Origin of the sequence: Mesorhizobium sp. M1396, from assembly GCF_040317725.1 — a bacterium.
GTDB lineage: Bacteria > Pseudomonadota > Alphaproteobacteria > Rhizobiales > Rhizobiaceae > Mesorhizobium.
This window is the reverse complement of sequence record NZ_JAMYLA010000131.1, coordinates 1-3044: the sequence shown is the minus strand read 5'-3', so window position 1 is coordinate 3044 and position 3044 is coordinate 1. Positions and strand designations below refer to the sequence as shown.

Annotated in this window: 1 protein-coding gene; it reads right to left on the bottom strand. The window is 64.8% G+C overall.

Annotation, left to right across the window (positions count from 1 at the left end; genetic code table 11):
• Positions 1-3044: beta strand repeat-containing protein (locus NKH02_RS34225; protein WP_352884236.1), on the bottom strand; the 3044-nt coding region annotated here is incomplete at both ends.

Sequence of the window (3044 nt, the reverse complement as noted above, 5' to 3'; positions counted from 1 at the left end):
CGTCGCATTGGTGGTCAGATCCGTCTCGTCGACCGTCAGCACCGGCTGCACCGTTGCCGAAGTCGAGATCGAAGGGCCATCATCGTTAAAGGTGATGGTCAGCGTGCCGTTGGCCGTCGAGCCGTCGGCGTCAGTGATCACATAGCCGAGGCCGACCGTCGCATCGTTCTCGTTGTTGCCCGGGGCCTGCAACACGTTGTCGAGCAGCGTCACCGTGTAGGCGCCCGTCGCCGGGTCCGTCACATGTACCGTGAACAGATCCCCGCGTGGCCCTGTTGCCGTCAGCGTGTTGCCGGCCGCGTCCCAGTTGTAGGTCACGCTCTCCTGGCCGACCGTGCCGGTGGTGCCGTTCAGCGTTGCAAACGAGAAGCCGTTGGCGCCGGCGCCGTCGCCGCCGATGCTGCCACCCAGCGTGCCCGAGAACGTCGCCTCGTTGTTGTCACCATCCGTGTTGGGGACCGCAAGGTCGCCCGTCGTGCTCGCTGGATTGCCGCCGGCGAGGCCGTCGTCGTCAACCGAGGCCGCAGCTATGCCGCCGGTCGGAACATTGGCGTCCGTCACCGCAAAGCTGATGCCGGCCGTCGACGTGTCACCGTCGCCGTCCGTCACCGTGTAAATTGCAGAAGCCGCGCCGGTGCCGACAACCGAATTGTTGGCGGTGAAGGAGTAATGGCCGTCAGCCATGACCTTGATCAAGCCATCGCCGATATCGATCGGCTGCGAATAGCCGTCGCCGCCGAAGACCAGCGGGATGGCGCCGATGTGCGTCACCGTAGCGCCGTCGGCGCCGGCGATGAAGTCCAGCGTGCCGGTGATCGTCGCGCCCTCGGCGACGTTCTGCGATGCTTCATTATGCGCTGTCGGCACATCGTCGGACACCGTCACGTTGACCGTGCCGGTCGCCTGGTCACCGTCCGTATCGGTGGCAACCACGCCCAGATGGCCCAGATTGACCAGGTCGTCGAGATTGATGCCGGGATGTGCATCGTAGTTGTTGTTCAGCGTCGCCGTCACCGTCGCCACATTGTTGGCAACCGACAGATCCAGCGTCACCACCGTCACGGCGCCGTCCTTGCCCACGACCTGGGTGTCCGACACCCTGGTCCAGGTCAGGTTGGCGGTGTTCAGCCCGCTCAAATCAGTGCCGAAGACGATCGAGGCGATCGCGTCCGAACCCGGTGTGAAGGTGATCGAGTTCGAGGCGAAGTCAGGGCCGGCCGGCGTCGAGCCGTCGCTCAGGTTCTGGTCGTCAAGCGCCAGCGTGATCGGAGCGCCCGCAGCCGGGCCCGCGCCGTCCGTGATCGTGAAGGCAATGTTGGCCGTCGAAGTGTCGAGGTCGCCGTCCGTCACCGTGTAAGTCGCGTTGACCGCCACCGGACCGGAGCTGTTATCGACCGAGGCATCCGGCGTGAACGAGTATGACCCGTCCGCCTTCACCTGGATGGTGCCCGCGCCGATGTCGACCGACTGCGAGTAGCCCGTGCCGGCATCAAAGATCAGCAGCGTGCCGTTGACATGCGTCACCGTCGCGCCATCGGCGCCCGCGACGAAGTCCAGTGTCCCGGTCAGCGCCGGAGCACCTTCCGCAATCGACTGCGAGGCTTCGTCATGCGCCGTCGGCACATCGTCGACGATCTTGACCGAGAGCGTGGCGTCGGTGCTCTGCAGATCCTGGTCCGTCAGCGTGACGGTGAAGTTCTCAAACAGGTTGTTCGTACCCTGGATGGGGTCGTGCGCCTCGTTGTCGACCAGCGTGTAGGTGTAGCTCACCTGGCCGGTGGCGGCATTGTAAGCCGTCACATTGAGTGTATTGCCGAGCGCGGTGGTGAAGGAGCCTGCGGTGAACGTGCCATTGGTGATGAAGGCATTGCCGTCGATCGCCAGCGAATGGATGCCGTCGGGCGAGGAGATGGTGAAAGTGCCGGCGCCGGTCTCGGCGGTGCTTGCCGGATCGGATCCAGGTCCGCCGGGCGTGCCGATATTCAATGCAGCCTCGTTGACGACGACATCGCCGCCATTGGCCTCCGGCGTCAGGTCGGTGATGACAGGCGTCGAATTGCCGATCGAAATCGTCAATGTGGTGTGCGAGGTGTCGCCGTCGCCATCCTTGATCGTGTAGGTGAAGACGTCGTTGACGCCGCCGGGCGTGCCGGCGTCGCGAACATAGGTGTAGGAGCCGTCGCTGTGCAGCGTCAGCTTGCCGTAGGCGCCCTGGAACGGCACGTCGAGCGTAGCCGCGTCAGTGACATCGGTGTTGGTGTTGCCGGCCGCAACGCCCACCACCGTCGCCCCGTCGGCGCCCTGGGTGTCGGCAACGCCGTCCGTGGTGTTGGCGTCAATCGCATCCGTACCGCCGACAAGCACATTGCCCGTGGCGGGGCCGAACTGGCCGGCGGCGATGCTGTCGCTATCGGCAACCGCCGTCGGCACGTCGTCGACGATGGCGACGGCAAAGGTGGTGCTGGCCGTATCGCCGTCGACATCCGTGACAGTGATGCTGAAATTGTCCGGGACCGTGTCGTTGGGATTGAATCCATCCCCCTGCAAGGGATGCGTGACCGATTCGGTCACCGTGTAATTGTATTCGATGGCACCGGTGCTCGGATTGTAGGAGACGATCGTCAGGAAGCCGAAGTCGCCCGGGATCTGCTGGCCGACGCCGGTGACGGTGACGCCATTGATGACGATCGACCCAATTCCATCCGGCGCATCGATGCTGATCGTTCCCTTGCTGGACGTTTCCGAATGGCTCGGCGCGTCGCTGCCCGGCGATTGTGTCGGGCCGCCGTCAAGGCCGGTTTCGCTGGCCGCTTCGCTGGGAGCAAGCAATGACGTGGCCGTCACTGTAACCTGCCTGTCGACGATCGAGGGAAACAGCTCACGCGGCTCCAATTGACCAAACTGCAAGGCCGTCGGCGGCAGCAGCGCCGACAGGTCGAACCCGTGGCCGATGCCGCCGGGGGGGACGGAGAAGTCTCCGCCCGCGCTTGAATTCGAACCGCCCGGGCCGGCCGATATGGAACCGTCGGCGCCGAAGGCGACGT